Origin of the sequence: Streptomyces asoensis (genome assembly GCF_013085465.1) — a bacterium.
GTDB classification, from domain to species: domain Bacteria; phylum Actinomycetota; class Actinomycetes; order Streptomycetales; family Streptomycetaceae; genus Streptomyces; species Streptomyces cacaoi_A.
Window position 1 is genome coordinate 1,018,567 of the sequence record NZ_CP049838.1, and the last position, 19,097, is coordinate 1,037,663.

The window sequence follows — 19,097 nt, forward strand, 5'->3', positions numbered from 1 at the left end:
GGAGGAGCGGTGGTGGTCGCCGCCCCCTGCGGACCCGGCGTCGACTTGAGCGCCGGGATCGCCCCGCGGGTCCAGCCTGTCCGGTGCGGAGGTGCGACGCTTGGGCCGTCCGGCCCCCATGGCCTGCCGAACGGGTCCACCAGCGGTCGGCGGCCCGCGGTCACGCCCCTACTCCCGCGTCAGCTCGCGGGCCACGCCCGCCGCCCACGTCTCGATCGCGTCGAAGTTGCGGAAGTCGCCGCCCTTTCCGGAGCGGAGGATCATCCCGGCCACACGCCCCTTCGCGCCTTCCTCGAGACAGCCGCCGAAGGTGACGTGCTCCCGGACGGACACGCGTGTCATCGCCCGCCTCACACCGCGCACGGGCGGGATGTCCCGTTCCGATGCCGATGCGTCCAGCGGACCGCTGCTGAAGAACCAGACCGGTCGCTCCGCGAGAAGACGGCGGTGGCGGCGGACGAACCGGCGTGCGTCTTTCTGCCAGCGCCCGGCGTACAGCCCGCCGCCGACCACCACGGCGTCGTACGACGCCACGCTCGGCACGGCGCCTGCCGGCAGTGCGTCGACCGTCAGCCCTTCCTTCCGCAGTACCCCGGCGACCGCTTCGGCGATCTGCGCTGTCGATCCGTTCGTGGATCCGTAGGTGACCAGCACGGTGTCGGTCATGGTGATACGCCTCCTCTCACAGCCGGCCCGGCCGGTCGTCGGCCGCGCCGTGCAACGCCTGCGCCGCGTCGGGACCTGGCAACGGCGATCTCCCTCCTCAGCGCAGTCGGCGCAGGTAGGGGTCCTGGGGGCGGCGCGGCAGAAGTCGCACCCGCGCGTCGAGCACGGTGACACCGCCGGGCGCCGCCAGAACCGGGTTGAAGTCGACCTCGGCGAGCTGCGGAAGGTCGGAGGCCATCCGGGACAACCGCTGGAGCAGCTGTTCCAGCTCCTCCAGGTCGACGGGGGCGCTTCCGTTCGCGCCCAGCAGCAGCGGGGCACAGCGTGGCGAGGTGATCAGTTCGTGCACGTCGCGGTCGGTGAGCGGGGCGAGGCGGGCCGCGTGATCGGCGAGCACCTGCGTCGCGGTACCGCCGAGCCCGAACAGGACGAGCGGGCCGAAGACCTCGTCCTGGACGACGCCCGCGAACAGCTCTGTGCCGCGAGCGGCGAGCGGCTGTAGGACCACTCCGGTCATCAGTCCGTCGAAGCGGGTCGCCAGGTCACGGAAGGCCGATCGCACCTGGGAGTCGCCGCGCAGGTCGAGGTGGACGGCGTGCTGTGCGCTCTTGTGGACGAGTCCGGGCCACTGGGCCTTCATGACCACCCGGCCGTCGAGCCCGTGCAGCCGCTCGGCGGCCAGGACGGCCTCGTCCTCGGTCTCGGCCCATGCCCAGGGGATCTGCGGAATGCAGTAGCAGGCGAGCAGGTCGGCGCAGGCGCGGGGGTCGAGCCAGCCGCCGTCGGGTGTCAGCGCGAGGTACTCCTCGACGACCGTTCGGGCCCGCACGGTCTCGACGTCGTCGAGGACCGGGACCACACCGGCGGGCCTGGCCAGCCAGGCGGCCCGGTCGGCGGCGCGGGCGAGGGCACGGGCCGCGGCCTGCGGTTCGGCGTAGGAGGGGATCGTGCCGCCGTCGGCGGCGGGCAGCAGTCTGATGGACCGGTCCTGCTCCAGGCGTACGGCGAGCACGGGCATCGCCCGCCGGCCGGGAGCGGCGGTGACGGCCCGCACCAGGTCGTCACCGGTGGCCACCGCGACCGCCGTCGGGACGAGGGCGACGACGACGGCGTCGATACCGGTGCACCGGGTCAGACGGTCGACGCATGCGGTCAGCTGTTGCTCGGACACGGCGGCGGTGGCGTCGACGGGGTTGCCGATGGCGGCGCCGTCCGGCAGCACGCCGAGCAGTTCCTCGACCATGGCGGGGGTGAACGGGGGAAGGGCCAGCCCCGCCTCCGCGCAGGCGTCGGCGGCCAGCACTCCCGCGCCGCCCGCGTTGGTGACGATCGCGACGCGGGTGCCTTCCGGCAGCGGCTGGGAGTGCAGCAGGGCCGCGGTTTCGAGGAGCTCGCCGACCGAGCGGGTCGCGGTGATGCCGGCCTGGGTGAACAGCGCGCCGCGGGTCATGGTGCGGGTGGCGGCGGCAGCGGTGTGCGAGGCGGCCGCTCGGCGCCCCGCGTCCGTGCGTCCGGTGTCGACGGTGAGCACCGGGATGCGACGCGTGACGCGGCGGGCGGTACGGGAGAAGGCGCGCGGGTTGCCGAAGGACTCCAGGTGCAGCAGGGCGAGGTCGGTGCGGCCGTCGCTCTCCCACCACTGGAGCAGGTCGTTGCCGCTGACGTCGAACTTGTCGCCGAGCGAGACGAAGGACGAGACTCCGATGCCCAGCCGGGAGAGCCCGTCGAGCAGGGCGATGCCGACGCCTCCGGACTGCACGGCGACACCGGCCGTCCCGGGTCGGGGGTGTTCGGCGGCGAAGGTGGCGTCGAGGCTCAGCTCGGGGTCCGTGTTGGCGACACCGAGGCAGTTGGGTCCGACGAGCCGCATGCCGTAGGTGCGGCAGGCGTCCAGCAGGGACCGCGCCTGGGTGCGGTCGAGTCCGGCGGTGACGACGACGAGCGCACGCACCCCGGCCCGGCCGCACTCGTCGGCGACGGCCGGGACCGCGCCGGCCGGCACTGCCACGATGACGAGGTCGGGGGTCTTGGGCAGGGCCGCGACGGACGGGTGGGACGGCACACCGAGCACCGAGGTGACGCGGGGGTTCACGGCGAAGAGCCGCCGGGTGAAGCCGCCCTGGTGCAGATGGTGGAGGATCGCCCGGCCCACCGATCCCGGCGTGCGTCCGGCACCGACGACGGCGACGGCGTCCGGGCGCAGCAACGGCAGGAGGCTGGCCACGTCGGCGGCGCGGCCCCTGGCCTCGACGGCCGACAGGTAGGTGTCGTCCTGGTCGAGGTGGACGGTGCAGCGCACCTCCGGTCCCTCGAAGCGGCGGGAGGTGCGCAGGCCGAGGTCGGCGAAGAGACGGAGCACCTCGTGGTTCTCGCTCAGCGCGTCGGCCGTGAAGGTGGTGATGCCCTCGGCGTGCGCCGCCGAGACGAGGTGCTCGACGAGCAGGGTGCCCACGCCCCGGTGGTGCAGACCGTCGGCGACGGCGATGGACACCTCGGCGTCGTCCTTCTCCCCGGCGGTGTCGTACTCGGCGAGGCCGATCACCCGGCCGTCCGCCTCGGCCAGCAGGGCCCGGTAGCCCGGGCGGGTCGGGGCGCAGGCCCGGTCGGCGGCCGTGGCGGCCGACCGTCGGCTCGCCGAGAAGAACCGCAGGCGGAGGCTGTCCGCCGACATCTCCTCGTAGAACCCTTGCAGCTGGTCGTGGTCACTCGGCCGCACGGGCCGTATGCGCACGGTGGTGCCGTCGGCGAGCAGGGCGTGGACCGTGGGCCGGTCGATCAGGTCGTCCGTCATCGCAGGTCTCCTCCATGGCTCTCGACACTTCGATCGTCCGGCAGACCGGAGGGCGGTCCCATGGGCTGTCCGGGGCGGAACTGGGGGCCGATCGGCCCCCCGTTCCGCTGATGGTCCCGGGGCGGGCGGCGTCGTCGGGCCGGGTCAGGCCGTCCAGGTCCAGTCGGCGACCTCGGGCAGGTCGGTGCCGTGCTCCCGGATCCAGGCCTGGTGACGGGTGCGGGCGTCGGCCATCCGCTGGCGTACCGCGGCGGCCCGCACGGCGAGGCCGGGGACGCGGTCGATGACGTCCATGACGAGGCGGTAGCGGTCGAGGTCGTTGCGGACGACCATGTCGAACGGCGTCGTCGTCGTGCCGGACTCCTTGTAGCCGCGCACGTGAAGGTTCCTGTGCCCGGTGCGGCGGTAGGCGAGGCGGTGGATCAGCCAGGGGTAGCCGTGGTAGGCGAAGATCACCGGCTTGTCCTGGGTGAACAGTCCGTCGTACTCGAAGTCGCTCATCCCGTGCGGGTGTTCCTCGCGCGGGAGGAGCCGGGTCATGTCGACGACGTTGACCACGCGCACGGCCAGGTCGGGCAGATGCCGGCGGAGCAGCTGCGCGGCGGCCAGCACCTCCAGGGTGGGCACGTCGCCCGCGCAGGCGAGGACCACGTCGGGTTCGCGGGTGCCGTTGTCGGTGCCGGCCCACTCCCAGATGCCGGCCCCGCGGGCGCAGTGGGCCCGGGCGGCGTCCATGGAGAGCCAGTCGAAGCAGGGCTGCTTGCCCGCCACGATGACGTTGACGTAGTCGCGGCTGCGCAGGGCGTGGTCCGCGACCGACAGGAGCGTGTTGGCGTCCGGCGGGAGGTAGACGCGGACGACCTCGGGGCTCTTGTTGAGGACGTGGTCGACGAAGCCGGGGTCCTGGTGCGAGAAGCCGTTGTGGTCCTGGCGCCAGACGTGCGAGGTGAGCAGGTAGTTGAGGGAGGCGATGGGCGCGCGCCAGGGCAACTCCCTTGCCGTCTTGAGCCACTTGATGTGCTGGTTGACCATCGAGTCGACGATGTGCACGAACGCCTCGTAGCAGGAGAACAGGCCGTGCCGGCCGGTCAGGAGATAGCCCTCCAGCCAGCCCTGGCAGGTGTGTTCGGAGAGGATCTCCATCACCCGGCCGTGGCGTTCGAGGTGCTCGTCGACCGGCAGGTGTTCGGCCTGCCAGGCCTTTCCGCTGACGTCGAAGACGGCCTGAAGCCGGTTGGACGCGGTCTCGTCCGGGCCGACGAGGCGGAAGTCCCGTCGCTCGCCGGTGTCCTGCATCACCCGGGCGAGGAGGTCGCCGAGAACGCGGGTCGGTTCGTGCAGGGTGGTGCCCGGCTTGTCGACGGGTACGGCGAAGTCGTCGAGCGGTGGGACGGGCAGGTCGCGCACGAGCAGGCCGCCGTTGGCGTGCGGGGTGGCGCCGAGCCGCTGGGCGCCGTCCGGGACACAGGCGAGGACGTCGGCGGTGGGACGGCCGTCGGGCCCGAAGAGTTCCCGGGGTCGGTACGAGCGCAGCCACGCCTCCAGCTGCCGCAGGTGCTCCGGATTCTCACGGACCCCGGACAGGGGCACCTGGTGGGCGCGCCAGGTGCCTTCGACGGGTTCGCCGTCCACCACGGCCGGTCCGGTCCAGCCCTTCGGGGTGCGCAGCACGATCATGGGCCAGTGCACGCGCTCGGTGACACCGTCCTCGCGGGCGGTGCGCTGCATGACGGCGATGCGGTCGAGTGCGTCGTCCATCGCTGCGGCCATGGCCCGGTGTACCTGGGCCGGGTCGTCGCCGGTCACGTGCAGGGGCTCGTGGCCGTAGCCGCGCAGCAGCTCGTCGAGTTCGGCCTCCGGGATGCGCGAGAGCACCGTCGGGTTGGCGATCTTGTAGCCGTTGAGGTGCAGGATCGGCAGGACCGCGCCGTCGTGGACGGGGTCGAGGAACTTGTTGGAGTGCCAGGCGGCGGCCAGCGGCCCGGTCTCCGCCTCGCCGTCGCCGATCACGCAGGCGACGAGGAGGTCCGGGTTGTCGAAGGCTGCGCCGTAGGCGTGGGCCAGCGAGTAGCCGAGCTCGCCGCCCTCGTGGATCGAGCCGGGGGTCTCCGGGGCGACATGGCTGGGCACGCCACCGGGGAACGAGAACTGGCGGAACAGCCGGGCCATGCCGTCCTCGTCGCGCGTCACGTCCGGGTAGGTCTCGGTGTAGCTGCCCTCCAGCCAGGAGTTGGCGAGGATCGAGGGACCGCCGTGGCCCGGACCCCATACGCACAGCGCGTCGAGCCCTCGGGTCTTGATCACCCGGTTGAGGTGCGTGTGGACGAGGTTGAGACCGGGCGAGGTGCCCCAGTGCCCGAGCAGCCGCGGCTTGATGTGCTCGGGTCGCAGCGGCTCCCGCAGCAGCGGGTTCGCCATCAGGTAGATCTGTCCGGCGGCCAGGTAGTTGGCGGCGCGCCAGTGTGCGTCCAGAGTGCGCAGCTCTTCGTCGGTGGGTGCGGTGGCGTCCTGGTGCCGGACGGTGGACATGGTGACTCCGAAGGCGTCGAGTGGTCGGTCGGGTCGCTGGGCGCTCACGCCTGCTCGGGCACGATCGCGACAGGGCAGGCGGCGTGGTGCAGGACTCCGTGGGCGACACGCCCGAGCTGGAGCCCGAGGTGCCCGGGGTTGCGCCGGGCACCGACCACCAGCAGGCCGGCGTCGCGCGAGGCGTCGAGCAGGACTCTGCGGGCGGGTCCCTCGACGGTGCGTCGGTGCAGTTCGACGTCCGTCGGGGCGTCCTTCAGGGCCTCTTCCAGAGCTTCGGCGGCGTGTTCCTCGTGCAGTCGCGCCGGCTCGCCGGCGAGGAGAGGGTGGTCCACGCTCTCGTGTGCGGGGCACCGCCACGCGCGCACGGCGTCCAGGGGTGCGGCGCGCAGCCTCGCCTCCTGGAAGGCGAAGCCCGTCGCCGCGGAGTCCTTCCCCGTCTCCCCCACGCCGAGCACGACGCGCCCCCGCGACTCCGCGCCCACCCGGTTGTCGTGGCTGCCGCGCAGCACGATCACCGGGCAGTCCGCGTGTGCGGCCACGGTGAGGCTGACGGACCCGAGCAGCATCTCGACGAGGCCGCTGCGGCCCCGGGTGCCGAGCACCAGCGCGGAGGCATTGCGCCCTTCCCGCACCAGCGCGTACTCCGGCTCCTCGGGCAGCACGTCCGCGGAGACCTTCAGGCCCGGTCGACGGCGGAGGGCACGCCGCGCGGCGGCCCCCACGATGTCGTCCGCCCTCACCTCCTCCGACGGCTTGCCGACGTCCGAAGCGAGTGCGCTGCCCTCATAGCGCTCCCAGAGGGAGGCGTACACCACCTTCAGCGCCACGGCGCGCAGAGCTGCTTCGTCGGCCGCCCAGTCGACGGCGCGCAGGCTCGGCTCGGAGCCGTCCACACCGACGACCAGGGGCAGTCCCACCGTGTTCACCGCTGCGCTCCGAGGTCGAAGACGATGCGTGCCTTGACCTGGCCGCGCAGTACCTCGTCGATGGACTCGTTCACCGAGGCCAGAGGTCGGGTCTCGTAGATGACCTTCGTGCGGCCGGCCGCGTGCAGCTGGAAGACCTCGGCGAGGTCCTGCCGGGTGCCGACGATCGAGCCGATCACCGAGGTGCCGTTGAGAACGGTGTCGAAGATGGGCACGCGGACCGTGCCGTGCGCGGGCAGGGCCACCATGACCAGCTTGCCGCCGCGCCGCAGCCCGGAGTTGACGGCTTCGAAGGCCGCGTCGTTCACCGCGAGCGCGATGGCGGTGTGGGCGCCGCCGTGCCGCTTGAGCACCTCGCCGACGTCCTCCTTGCGGGCGTCGATGACGATGTCCGCGCCGAGTTCCGCGGCCAGCCGGAGCTTCTCGTCGGTGACGTCGATCGCGGCGACCGTGGCGCCCGCGATCTTCGCGTACTGCACGGCCAGGTGGCCGAGCCCGCCGATCCCGGAGATCGCGACGAGCTGAGCGGGCCTGACGTCGGCGACCTTCAGCGCCTTGTACGTCGTCACGCCCGCGCAGGTCAGCGGGGCGGCTTCCAGGGCGCTGATCCCGTCGGGTACGGGCTGGGCGAAGTCGGCCCAGGCGAGCATCTTCTCGGCGTAGCCGCCGTCGCAGCCGTAGCCGGTGTTGATCTGCTGCTCGCACAGGGTCTCCCAGCCGGACAGACAGTGCTCGCACCGCCCGCAGGCCCTGCCGAGCCAGGGCACGGCGACGCGCTGCCCGACGGCGAGATGGGTGACGCCTTCGCCGAGCGCCTCCACCAGGCCGACACCCTCGTGCCCGGGAACGAACGGCGGGTTCGGCTTGACCGGCCAGTCGCCGTGGGCCGCGTGGATGTCGGTGTGGCACAGCCCGGACGCCTCCACCCGGACGCGGACCTGGCCGGGGCCGGGCTCCGGGTCGGGGCGCTCCTCGATGACCAGTGGCTCGCCGAACGCGCGTACGACCGCTGCCTTCATGGGTCTCTTCTCCTCAGGGTGAATCAGCTGTGCGGGACGACGGCGACGGGGGCGGTGGAGTGGTGCAGGATCGCGTGGGTGACGTGCCCGACGTGGGCGCCGAAGGAGCTGTGGCGAATGCGCCGGCCCACGACGACCAGGGATGCGTGACGGGAGGCCTCCACGACGTGGATCGCGGGGCTGCCGTAGCGGGACTGCTCGACGACCTCCACGTCCGGGAACTTCTTCCGCCAGGGGGCCACGGCCTCGGCCAGCGCCTCGGCATCACTCAGGGCCAGTGCCTCGTGCAGTGCGGGGTTGGCTGGTGTGCCGTACGCGTAGTAGGGCGGCGGGTTCCAGCCGTGGACGACCCTCAGGGACGTCGCGCGGCGCCTGGCGGCGTCGAAGGCGAACTCGATCAGCGTCTCGTCCGGGTGCTCGACGTCGAGTCCGAGCACCACCGGCCGGAACGGGGTCGCGGTGGAGGGAACGCCTGCCGGGTCCGGCTCGTGCTCGTCGGCGGCCTGCTCCAGCGCCCGCACCAGCACCACGGGGCGGTCCGTGTGGGCGACGACGGACAAGCCGACCGAGCCGACCATGAACCCGCCGATCCCGCCGAAACCACGAGAGCCCAGGACAAGCAGTTCGGCACTCTTCGCCACCTCGGCCAGCGCATGGCCCGGGTGTCCGGAGAGCTGCTCCCTGATCACCTCGACGCCCGGGTGCCGCAGACCGATGCCCTCGGCTGCCTCGCGGGGAATCCGCTCGGTCCAGTGCTGCTGGGTCTCCGCCCCGAGGAGCGGGGCCTCGGCCATGGGCTCCGGCACCGGCTCCCAGACGTGGACGATCTTCAGGGGCAGGTCGCGCAGCTTTGCTTCGCGAGCCGCCCATTCGGCGGCTGCCCGGCTCTCCTGCGAGCCGTCGAGACCTACGGTGATGGTGCGGAGCATGATCTCCACCTCCTGGGGCGAGGGATCCGATTCCAGCGTCGTCTTAGGGGGGTTCGTTGTGCAGGGGCCACTGGTCCCGGATCGGGACCGGACGGCCCAGGAGAGGGCTCGGCGCGGCGGGCCGGGGCCGGGTGACGGGCCCACCGCGCCGCCTGCGTTCAGCGCAGCCAGCCGTGGTCACGCACGATCGGCAGCCGGGCCCAGAGCCGACCCGCGCCGAGGGTGTCGCCGGCCGCGGTGGCGGCCAGGACGATCAGGGCGACGGCGTAGATCAGGTGGTAGTCGGCGAACGGGTTCGTCGACATGCTCAGCGAGCCGTCCGAGATGTGCCGCGCGGGCGGCCACTCGGCGACCCACATAAGGATCATCATCGCGGTCCCGGCGACGGCGGCGATCCGCAGCGCGACACCGAGGACAAGCGCGAGGCCGATCCCGAGCAGACCGAGCATGAACAGCCAGTTCGCCCACGGGTCGCCGGCCCAGGAGTGGAAGGTGGACTCCATCGGCCCGACGGCGACGGAGCCGAGGAAGCCCTTCGTCGGCGATCCGCCGTCGATCCAGCCCTTGCCGGACGGAGTCGCGTAGCCGAGGCCGAAGGTCTTGTCGAGGAAGGCCCACAGGAAGACGAACCCGGTGAGCAGGCGCAGGGAGGCGAGGACGTAGGCCCGCACGGTGTGCGTGCCGGTGTCTGACGACACTGCCGACTCGGCGGACTCGGATGCGGTGGCGGCCGGGTTCCCGCGCAGTGACGGCAGGTGGAAGCCGGTGCTCCGGTGCGGGTGCTCGTGCACGGACATGGTGGGTTTCCCTTCGAAGACGGTCGGGTCGTTGTCTGACGTGACTCACTCTGGTCCTGTGCACCGGACGGCGCCGGATGCCGAAGGTCCGCGACCATGGGGCTGAACGGCCCTGTCTTGAGGGGCTGTTGGGCATCGACACGGCACGCCCGACACACGGAGTGCGCCGGGGCCTCGGGCACCTCTCCTCGACGAACCGTGCCGCGAACTCGCCCGGCACGAAGTCGTGTTCGCCCTCACCCGTGTGACGCAGCGCCTGCGGGACGACTCGGACGCACACGGCCTGCCTGACGGAGTCAGCGGGCGGGGACTGATCTTCCCTGCCCCGCCCACTGCCGTGGACGCGTACCGGAGGTGGCGCGGCGAGCGGTGGACACCCGGCCCCGGGGTCAGTCGTGCGGCACCACCGCGACCGGTGCGGAGGCGTGTTGCAGCACGGCGTGTGTCACCGGGCCGACGCGGCCGCCGACCGCCGCACGGCGGTTCTTGCGGCCGACGACGACGAGCGCCGCGTCCCGCGAGGCGTGCACGAGATGACGGCCGGCGCCACCGATCACGGCCTGCTCATGCAGTTTGACCCCGGGGAACCTGTCCTTCCACGGCCGCAGGACGTCGCTCAGCCCGTTCCGTGTTTCCTCGGCCAGCTCTTCGTTGAGTCCCGCGTCCACGGCGGCGGCGTAGCCGTAGACGGCGGCCGGGTTCCAGCCATGGACCACGCGCAGACCGGCCGCGCGCTGCTGAGCGGCCCTGAAGGCGAACTCGATGACGGTATCGCTCGGCTGTTCCAGGTCCAGCCCCAGCACCACGTCACGGTACGGAGTGGTGGTCGCCCCGGCGCCCGCGGCGTCCGGCAGGTGCTCGTCCGCTGCGTGCTCAGTGGCCCGAACGAGGACGACGGGTCGTACGGTACGCGCCACGACGGCCTGTGCCACGGAGCCGACCAGGAACCCGGCGACGGTACCCAGGCCCCGGGACCCCAGGACCAGCAGATCGCTGTCCGCGGCGGCGGCCAGCAGTGCGGGGACGGCCTGGTCTCCGGTGAGCCGGCTGGTGATCAGCAGACCGGGGTGGCGCCGTGCGAGCCGGGACTCGGCCTTGCGCAGCAGATCCGCGGCCCACTCGTGTTGCCCGTCGATCGCGCCGAGCGACGGAACGCCACCGAACGGCGCGTAGGGAGGGGGCGGGTCCTCGGCATGAACGAGGTGCAGGAGCGCCTCTCGCTGTACCGCTTCCCGAGCCGCCCAGTCTGCGGCGGCGAGACTTGCGGGCGAGCCGTCGAGACCGACGGTGATGGTGGGCATGTGCGGACCTCCTTGGGGGATGCACCGTAAGTCTCCGAGCCCCGTGATCCGAGGCAGAAGAGGCCGGAGGGTCCCTCCTGAGGGCCGACCGGCCCACGAGAGGGGCGAACGCCCCGCGTCCACAGGGTGGCGGCGGGGTCGCGCGGAGAGGCGGGTGCCGGCTCACACCGCCCGCACCCCGTGCTCGCGGAACTGTGCACGGACCCGCTGGACGAGGTCCCGGTCGGGCGTCGGGGTGTCCTTGAGCGGGAAGGGGATCCCGAGGGCCTCGTACTTGTGGCTGCCGAGATTGTGGAAGGGCAGGACGTCGACCCGGTCGACGTTGCCCAGCCCGGCCAGGAACGCGCCCAGGCCGTCGACGGCGGTCTCGTCGTCGGTCCAGCCGGGGACCAGGACGTAACGGATCCACACGGGGACGCCGAGCCGGTCCAGGCGAGTGGCGAAGTTGAGGGTGGGGGCCAGCTCACCGCCGGTCAGCTTGCGATACGTGCCGATGTCGAAGGACTTGATGTCCAGGAGCACCAGGTCGGTGTCGGCGAGGAGCGTGTCGTCGGCACGGACGCCGAGAAAGCCGGAGGTGTCGAGGGCGGTGTGCAGCCCGAGTTCCTTGCAGCGATGGAGCACGGCAGCGGTGAAGGCGGACTGGAGAAGGGGCTCGCCACCGGTGAGAGTGACTCCGCCGCCTGCCGTCGTGACGAAGGCCCGGTACTTCTCGATCTCGGCCATCACCTCCTCCACCGTGGTCTCCCGGCCGTCGCGCATGTGCCAGGTGTCGGGGTTGGCGCAGTACAGGCAGCGCAACGAGCAGCCGCTGACGAAGAGCACGAACCGGGTCCCGGGACCGTCCACGCCGGTGGAGAGGTCCCAGGAGTGGATCCGGCCCTTGATCATCGTGCTCACAGCGAACCGTGGAAGGTGCGGCTGATCACGTCGAGCTGCTGTTCACGGGTCAGCCGGACGAAGTTGACGGCGTATCCGGAGACCCGGACCGTCAGCTCCGGATACTTCTCCGGGTGCTCCATTGCGTCCTCCAGGGTCGCCCGGTCCAGGACGTTGACGTTCATGTGGAAGCCGCCAGAGGACATGTACGCGTCCAGGATCCCGGCCAGGTGATCCGCGCGCTCGTCCGGGTCGTGCCCCAGGCCTTCCGGAGTGATCGTCGTGGTCAGCGAGATCCCGTCCCGCGCCTGTTCGTACGGCAGCTTGGCGACGGAGAGGGCGGAGGCGGCCACGCCATGGCGGTCGCGCCCGTTCATCGGGTTGGCGCCGGGCGCGAAGGGCGCGCCGGCCCTCCGGCCGTCGGGGGTGTTGCCGGTGTGCTTGCCGTAGACGACGTTCGAGGTGATGGTCAGTACCGACTGGGTGTGTTCGGCGTCCCGGTAGGTGGGGTGCTTGCGGACCTTGGCCATGAAGGACTCCACGAGGCCGACGGCGATGCTGTCGGCGCGGTCGTCGTTGTTGCCGTAGGCCGGGAACTCCCCCTCGGTGCGGAAATCGACGGCGAGACCGGTGGCGTCGCGGAACACCTTCACCCGCGCGTGCTTGACGGCGGACAGGCTGTCGGCGGCGACCGAGAGTCCGGCGATCCCGCAGGCCATGAACCGGTGCACCGGATGATCGTGCAGGGCCATCTCGATGCGCTCGTAGGCGTACTTGTCGTGCATGAAGTGGATGACGTTGAGGGTGTTGACGTATGTCTCCGCCAGCCAGTCCAGGACGCGGTCGTAAGCCGCCGACAGCTCGGCGAAGTCCAGGTACTCACCCGTCAGCGCAGGTGCCTCGGGGGCGACCTGTTCGCCGGTCATCTCGTCCCGGCCGCCGTTGACGGCGTACAGCAGTGCCTTGGCGAGGTTGACCCGCGCCCCGAAGAACTGCATCTGCTTGCCGACGGCCATCGCCGAGACACAGCAGGCGATCGCGGTGTCGTCGCCCGTGCGCGGGCGCATGAGGTCGTCGGACTCGTACTGGATCGCGCTGGTGTCGATGGAGACCTGGGCGCAGAACTTCTTGAAGCCGGCGGGGAGTCGCGGCGACCACAGCACGGTCAGATTGGGCTCGGGGGCCGGACCGAGGTTGTACAGGGTCTGAAGGAAACGGAAGGAGGTGCGGGTGACCAGCGTGCGGCCGTCGTCGCCGATGCCGCCGATGGACTCCGTCACCCAGGTGGGGTCGCCGGAGAACAGCGCGTCGTACTCGGGGGTGCGCAGGAACCGCACGATCCGCAGCTTGATCACGAAGTCGTCGATCAGTTCCTGGGCACGCGTCTCGTCGATGAGCCCCGCGACCAGGTCCCGCTGGAGGTAGACGTCCAGGAAGGTGGAGGTGCGGCCCAGCGACATGGCGGCGCCGTTCTGCTCCTTCACCGCGGCCAGGAAGCCGAGGTAGAGCCATTGCACGGCCTCGTGGGCGGTGGCGGCGGGGCGGGAGACGTCGCAGCCGTAGGTGGCCGCCATCTCCGCCAGTTCCCTCAACGCCCTCATCTGCTCGGCGAGTTCCTCGCGATCACGGATGACGTCCGAGGTGGAGGGCTGTGTGTCCAGCAGGGCCTTCTCGGCCTGCTTGGCCTCGATCAGCCGGTCGGTGCCGTACAGGGCGACCCGCCGGTAGTCGCCGATGATCCGGCCACGGCCGTAGGCGTCCGGCAGGCCGGTGATGATGCCCACCTTGCGTGCGGTGCGCATTTCGGGAGTGTAGGCGTCGAAGACACCGTCGTTGTGGGTCTTGCGGTAGGTGCCGAAGACCCGGGTGACAAAGGGATCTGCCTGGTAGCCGTACGCCTTCAGCCCGTTCTCGACCATCCGCAGGCCGCCGTTGGGCATGATGGCCCGCCGCAGCGGGGCATCGGTCTGGAGGCCGACGATCAGCTCGCGGTCACGGTCGATGAAGCCCGGCCGGTGCGAGGTGATCGTGGACGGATTACCCGGGTCGGCATCGAGGATGCCCCGGCGCCGCTCCTCGGGAAACAAGGAGCTCACCTTCTCCCACACCGCGCGCGTGCGCTCGGTGTGGCCGGCCAGGAAGGCCGCGTCACCCTCGTACGGCGTGTAGTTCGCCTGGATGAAGTCGCGGACGTCCATCCGCTCGCGCCAGCCTGCGCCGGCGAAGTCCCGCCACGCCTGCGGCGTCCGGGGTCCAGCCGTCACCGTTACCGTCATCGCCGGTCTCTCCTCGGTCCGCACGGTTGCTCCTTCTGTACTGCCGATCCTTCTCGTCGGCCCCGGCTGCCGGGAGGGTCCGTCGGCACACCTGCGGGCGGCCACCGGCCCCTCACACCCGGGCCGATCGGCCCTTCGTCTCAGCCCGCTGCCATCTCGGGGCGGACGAGCGTGCCCGATCGGCCGTGGACGATCTCGTACGCCGCGTCCAGGGCGCCGATCGCGGCCAGTCCCCCCGTGCGTTCCACGAACCGGGCGCACGCCTCGGCCTTGGGGCCCATCGAGCCTTCGGGAAGGCTCCTTCGCCGCAGCTCGGCAGGGGTTGCGTCGAGTACGGGCTGCTGGGCCGGTGTGCCGTAGTCCTCGTACACGCAGGGGACGTCGGTGAGGACGAGCAGGAAGTCGGCCTTGAGGTCCTCGGCGAGCAGCGCGGCCGTGAGGTCCTTGTCCACGACGGCCTCGACCCCGGTCAGCGCCCCGGTGACCTTGTCGGCGGTGACGGGAACGCCTCCCCCGCCGGCGCAGATCACCAGAGCTCCGCCGTTCAGCAGTTCGTGGACCGTGTCGGTCTCCAGGATCCGTTCCGGTACCGGGGAGGGCACCACGCGGCGCCAGCCGCCGGTGTCCCGGGCGATGTGCCAGCCCCGCTTGCGTGCCAGGGACCGAGCCGCCTCCCGGGAGTAGGTCTGTCCCACGAATTTCGTGGGTCGTGCGAAGGCCGGATCGTCGGCCCGTACGAGGGTGTGGGTGACGAGCGTGGCGATCCGGCGGCCGGGCAGGGCGTCGTGCAGGGTGCAGGCCAGCAGGGAGCCGATCATCCCCTGGGTCTGGGCGCCGAGCAGGTGCAGCGGATAGGGGGCGCTGAGGGCGGGGTCGGACGCGCTTTCCATGGCGAGCAGGCCGATCTGGGGGCCGTTGCCGTGGGTGAGGACGACCTCGTGCTCGTGTGCCAGAGCCGCCAGGGCGGTGGCCACCCGGTCGATGTTCGCCTGCTGGACGGCGGCGTCGGGGCGCTCGCCGCGGTGGAGCAGGGCGTTGCCGCCGAGGGCGACGACGATACGCATGGCTTCAGCCCTCCAGGGTGGCCACAAGCACGGCCTTGATGGTGTGCAGCCGGTTCTCGGCCTGGTCGAAGACGATCGACGCGGGCGAGGAGAAGACGTCGTCGGTGACTTCCAGTCCGTCCAGGCCGTAGGCGTCGAAGAGGTCCTGCCCGAGGCGGGTACGGCGGTCGTGCAGGGCCGGCAGGCAGTGCATGAACTTCACGTCCGGGTTGCCGGTGGCGGCCAGCGTCTTGTCGTTGACCTGGTACGGCAGCAGCAGCTTGATCCGCTCCCGCCAGGTCTCGGCGGGCTCGCCCATGGAGACCCAGACGTCGGTGTGCAGGAAGTCGGCGCCGCGAACGCCGTCTCGACGTCCTCGGTGAGGGTGATCCGGGCGCCGCTGCGCTCGGCGAGTTCTCGGCACCTGGTCACCAGCGCCGGGTCCGGCCAGAGGCGGGCGGGCGCGGCGATCCGTACATCCATGCCGAGCAGGGCGCCCATGGACAGCAGGGAGTTGCCCATGTTGTTGCGGGCGTCGCCGAGGTAGCAGTAGCCGATGTCAGGCACCGGCTTGAGGCTGTGTTCGCGCATGGTGAGGACGTCGCACAGGCTCTGGGTGGGGTGCGCGGTGTCGGTCAGGCCGTTGTAGACCGGGACCCCGGAGTGGGCGGCCAACTCGGTGACCAGCGAGTGGGCCGAGCCCCGGTACTCGATGGCGTCGAACATACGACCGAGCACACGGGCGGTGTCGGCGATGGACTCCTTGACGCCGACATGGGTGTCGCGGGGGCCCAGGTAGGTGGTGGCGACGCCCTGATCGGCGGCGGCGACCTCGAAGGCACAACGGGTGCGGGTGGAGGTCTTCTCGAAGATCAGCGCAAGGTGCCTGCCGGTGAGCCGGGGCCGCTCGGTACCGGCACGCCTGGCCGCCTTGAGGTCGGCTGCGAGGTCGAGGAGATGGTGGATCTCGCGGGCGGTGAAGTCGAGTTCGCTCAGACAGGAGCGGCCTCGGAGGTCGACGGTCATGGTGGAATCCCTCCCTGGGGCGGTCGGTCGCGGGTCAGGCGACCGGGTCGCGCTCGATGGGGCAGCTCATGCAGCGCGGGCCACCGCGTCCTCGGCCGAGTTCGGCGCCGGCGATCGTGACGATCTCGATGCCCTGCTTGCGCAGATAGGTGTTGGTGGTGACGTTGCGCTCGTAGCCGACGATCACGCCGGGAGCGAGGGCGAGGAAGTTGCTGCCGTCGTCCCACTGCTCGCGCTCGGCGTTGCGGATGTCCTGCGGGGCGGAGAACATCCGGACCTTGTCGAGGTCGAGTGCCGCGGCGAGTGCGGTGGCGAGGTCCGAGTTCGGCGCGACCTCGAAGCCGCACTCCCGCGTGTCGCTCGGGGTGAGCGTCCAGGAGCGCAGCGAGTCGGCGAGGCCCGGATAGACGACGAAGGTGTCGCGGTCGACCATCGTCAGCACGGTGTCGAGGTGCATGTACGCCCGTGTGGCGGGGAGTTGGACGGCGACCAGCCGGTTTGCCGTGCCGTCGGCGAAAAGCCGGGCGGCGAGGTTCTCCACGGCCTGGGCGGTGGTCCGCTCTCCCATGCCGACCATGACCGCCCCGCCCCCGAGGACATGGACGTCACCGCCTTCCAGCGTGCCCACGGGGCCGTCGAGAAGCGGTACGGGCGCTGCGTCGGCGAACATCGGGTGGAACCGGTAGATGGCTTCGGCGTGCAGGCTCTCGCGACGGCGGGCGGGCTTGGCCATGGGATTGACCGAGAGCCGGTCGTAGACCCAGCAGGAGTTGTCGCGCGGAAAGAGGTGGTTGGGCAGCGGGGCGAGCGCGAAGTCCTCGGCGTCGAGCGCGTTCCAGACCAGGCTGTGCGGGCTGGCCAGCGGCAGATCGCTCTTGAGCAGCCCGCCGATGAGGTGTCCGGCGAGGGTGTCGCCGTCGAGTTCGGCGCACAACTCGCGGACCGGGTCGAACAGGGCAGGTCCGACGGTGGCGGGGGTGATCACTTGGTCGAGCAGCCAGTCGCGGGCCTCGGGAAGGTCGAGGGTCCGGGCGAGCAGGTCGGCGAAGTAGTGGACCTTCGTTCCGTGGTCGCGCAGCACCTGGGCGAAGGCGTCGTGCTCCTCGCGGGCTCGCTTGGCCCACAGGATGTCGTCGAAGAGGAGAGCGTCGACATTGCGCGGGGTCAGTCGGGAGAGTTCGATGCCGGGGCGGTGCAGGATCACCTGGCGCAGCGAGCCGACCTCGGAGTCGACGTGGAACGTGTTCATGGCGTGGGTTCCTCTGTCGGGAGGTGGGGTGGTCATTCCTGGTGAGGGTGATCACTCGTGGTGAGGCTGGACGTTGCGCTTACGCAGGGAACCGGTGCCGCTGCCGCGCGGGCGCGCCCGGGGCGGTGTCGGCGTCTTGGGCGCCCGCTCCTCCCGGGGAACGCGGGCGGCGGGAATCGGCAGGTCGGTACCGCCGTAGACGCCCTCGCCCCGCTTCAGCCAGACGTAGACCGGAACTCCGAGCAGCAGCACGAACAGCCCGTAGTAGACGGTCTGGTAGCCGCTGCCCTGGATCGACCAGTAGGAGAAGACGAGTGCCAGACCGGCGACGGTGACATCGCGAGCCAGGCGCCGGGGGCCGACGCTCTCCCGGCCGCGCACCAGGAGCCAGTACAGCTGGGCGGCGGCGGAGAACAGGTACGGGATCACCGCAGTCAGCACGCTCAGCAGCACGATCTTCGTGAAGACGTCCTCGAAGCGCGAGTAGCTGAACACCGTGATCAACGAGGCCAGCACGGTCGAGGCGACGATACCGAACGCCGGGACACCGCTCTGCCCGCGAAGCCTGGCGAAGGAGCCGGGAAAGAGACCGTCGCGGGCGGCGGCGTACGGCATCTCGGCGCACAGCATGGTCCAGCCGTTCAGGGCGCCGATGCCGGAGATGACGGCGGCGACAGCCACGACGTCCCCGGCCCAGGTACCGCCGAAGATGTTGTTCGCGGAGTCGGTGAACGGCGCGGAGGTGGCGCCGAGCTCACCGTGCGAGACGGTGCCGAACACGGCGAGGGTGCCGAGGATGTAGAGGACGGCGCACAGGAGGGTGCCGTACACGGTGGCACGGGGCACGTTCCGCTCCGGATCGCGCACCCGGCCGGCGACCACGGAGGCGGCCTCCAGGCCGAGGTAGCTGAACAGGGCGATGGCGGCCGCTGCCGAGATCGCGCCGACGGCGGACCGACCGCCGGCGTTGAAGGTGCCGAAGTTGTCCGGGTCGATGAACAGCAGCCCGACGGTGGCCATGAAGACGAGCGGGACGAACTTCAGCACGGTCGTGACCACCTGGAACGCGCCCATGTTGCGGACGCCGGTGAGGTTGATCGCGGCCGCGGTCCAGAGTCCGCCGAGGGCGAGCCCCATGGAGATCCACGTCTTGTGGCCCGTGTTGACGAACACCTCGACGTAACCGACCCATGCCACGGCGATGGCCGCGTTCCCGGCCCAGGCGGTGATCCAGTACGACCACGCGTTGAGGAATCCGGCGAACTCCCCGAACGCCTCGCGGGCATAGACGTACGGCCCGCCGCTCGCCGGCGCCCTCTTCGACAGGGCTCCGAAGGTCAGTGCCAGCGCCAGCGCGCCCAGCGTCACGACGACGAACGCCACCAGGGAGATCGGTCCGTACGGTGCCAGGGCGGCAGGCAGGGCGAAGATCCCCGTGCCGATGATGGTGCCGATCACGAGCGAGGACGCGGCGGGCAGACCGAGTGACGGTCCCGGCGCCGCTCGCTCCCCTGTCCTGGTGGTCCTGGGCATGGCTGTGCTCCTTGTGCGGTTCGGTGCGGATGGGTCGATCCGTGAACGATCTTTCTGCGCCGTGCCGGGCGCAGGCAGCGGCCACACGGCCCGAAGCGGTGCCGAGAGTCCCGGGCCGCGAGGGCCGACCGGC

Annotated in this window: 13 protein-coding genes and 1 pseudogene; all 14 read right to left on the reverse strand. The window is 71.3% G+C overall.

Features of this window, described 5'->3' with window-relative positions:
* Positions 1–168: 168 nt before the first annotated feature.
* Entirely contained in the window at positions 169–666 is a 498-nt protein-coding gene (locus tag G9272_RS04670) for a flavodoxin domain-containing protein (protein WP_171395346.1), read from the reverse strand.
* A 97-nt stretch (positions 667–763) separates the two neighbouring features.
* Complete coding sequence (locus G9272_RS04675) at positions 764–3,457, reverse strand: bifunctional acetate--CoA ligase family protein/GNAT family N-acetyltransferase (RefSeq protein WP_171395347.1); 2,694 nt, start codon at positions 3,455–3,457, stop codon at positions 764–766.
* A gap of 144 nt (positions 3,458–3,601) precedes the next feature.
* Positions 3,602–5,986, reverse strand: coding sequence for a phosphoketolase family protein (locus G9272_RS04680; protein ID WP_171395348.1), 2,385 nt, complete (start codon positions 5,984–5,986; stop codon positions 3,602–3,604).
* A 44-nt stretch (positions 5,987–6,030) separates the two neighbouring features.
* On the reverse strand, positions 6,031–6,912 hold the full coding sequence (locus G9272_RS04685; protein ID WP_171395349.1) for a universal stress protein: 882 nt from the start codon (positions 6,910–6,912) through the stop codon (positions 6,031–6,033).
* The gene (gene adhP, locus G9272_RS04690) at positions 6,909–7,931 is read right to left on the reverse strand and encodes an alcohol dehydrogenase AdhP (RefSeq protein ID WP_171395350.1); all 1,023 of its coding nucleotides are present in this window, start codon (positions 7,929–7,931) and stop codon (positions 6,909–6,911) included. The genes G9272_RS04685 and adhP overlap by 4 nt, the downstream gene beginning before the upstream one ends.
* A 23-nt stretch (positions 7,932–7,954) precedes the next feature.
* Positions 7,955–8,860: a universal stress protein gene (locus G9272_RS04695; protein ID WP_171395351.1), complete on the reverse strand. Its 906-nt coding sequence runs from the start codon at positions 8,858–8,860 to the stop codon at positions 7,955–7,957.
* A gap of 158 nt (positions 8,861–9,018) precedes the next feature.
* A complete protein-coding gene (locus tag G9272_RS04700) occupies positions 9,019–9,657 on the reverse strand; it encodes a DoxX family membrane protein (protein ID WP_171395352.1) in 639 nt (212 codons plus the stop codon).
* Between the two features lie 389 nt (positions 9,658–10,046).
* Positions 10,047–10,958 carry a universal stress protein gene (locus tag G9272_RS04705; protein ID WP_171395353.1) on the reverse strand — a complete coding sequence of 304 codons (912 nt, stop codon included), beginning with the start codon at positions 10,956–10,958 and terminating at the stop codon, positions 10,047–10,049.
* Positions 10,959–11,120: 162 nt separating this feature from the next.
* Positions 11,121–11,849 (reverse strand): pyruvate formate-lyase-activating protein, encoded by a 729-nt coding sequence (pflA, locus tag G9272_RS04710; protein ID WP_171401838.1) that lies wholly within the window; start codon positions 11,847–11,849, stop codon positions 11,121–11,123.
* Between the two features lie 5 nt (positions 11,850–11,854).
* A complete protein-coding gene (pflB, locus tag G9272_RS04715; protein ID WP_171401839.1) occupies positions 11,855–14,113 on the reverse strand; it encodes a formate C-acetyltransferase in 2,259 nt (752 codons plus the stop codon).
* A 140-nt stretch (positions 14,114–14,253) separates the two neighbouring features.
* Positions 14,254–15,177 (reverse strand): carbamate kinase, encoded by a 924-nt coding sequence (locus G9272_RS04720; protein WP_171395354.1) that lies wholly within the window; start codon positions 15,175–15,177, stop codon positions 14,254–14,256.
* Between the two features lie 4 nt (positions 15,178–15,181).
* A pseudogene (gene argF, locus G9272_RS04725) lies at positions 15,182–16,182 on the reverse strand (ornithine carbamoyltransferase).
* Positions 16,183–16,216: 34 nt separating this feature from the next.
* Positions 16,217–17,431, reverse strand: a complete 1,215-nt coding sequence (locus tag G9272_RS04730) for an arginine deiminase (RefSeq protein WP_171395355.1) — start codon at positions 17,429–17,431, stop codon at positions 16,217–16,219.
* A 51-nt stretch (positions 17,432–17,482) separates the two neighbouring features.
* On the reverse strand, positions 17,483–18,889 hold the full coding sequence (locus G9272_RS04735; RefSeq protein WP_253268168.1) for an amino acid permease: 1,407 nt from the start codon (positions 18,887–18,889) through the stop codon (positions 17,483–17,485).
* Positions 18,890–19,097: the final 208 nt, after the last annotated feature.